This is a genomic window from Bradyrhizobium sp. KZN70725 (assembly GCF_055264925.1).
In genome coordinates this window covers 1-516 of sequence record NZ_JBUYWT010000207.1, presented here as the reverse complement: position 1 = coordinate 516, position 516 = coordinate 1, and the positions used below count along the sequence as shown (strand labels likewise).

General features: G+C 62.0%; 1 protein-coding gene. It reads left to right on the top strand.

Going from position 1 to position 516, the window contains the following annotated elements; genetic code table 11:
• Nucleotides 1–516 (top strand): IS66 family transposase (locus ACZBJS_RS42740; protein ID WP_463440358.1); only part of this gene is annotated, 516 nt, incomplete at both ends.

Sequence of the window (516 nt, the reverse complement as noted above, 5' to 3'; positions counted from 1 at the left end):
CGCCTATAACAAGCTCGCGCGATCCGATCGCGGCAATGATGGCATCACATTGGCTGGCTGCTGGTCACACTGCAGACGCAAGTTCTACGAGCTGCATGTTGCAGGGAGCTCGGAAGTGGCAACGGCGACGGTCGAGCGGATGGCAAGGCTCTGGCAGGTCGAGAAGACCGTGCGCGGTCAAAGCCCCGACGCTCGCGTTGCCGCGCGCCGGCAAGCCTCCGCGGCGATCGTCGCAGATCTCTTCGATCTCTGGCAGCAGACCTTGCGGCGGATCTCCGGCAAATCAAAACTGGCTGAGGCGATCCGCTATGCCGTCTCGCGGCGTGCCATCTTCGAACGCTTCCTGACCGATGGTCGCATCGAGCTCGACTCCAACGTCGTCGAACGCGCCATCAGGCCACTAACAATCACGAGAAAGAATAGCCTCTTCGCTGGCAGCGACGGCGGCGGACGAACCTGGGCGACCATCGCAACGCTGCTGCAGACGGCGAAAATGAACAACGTCGATCCGTTCGC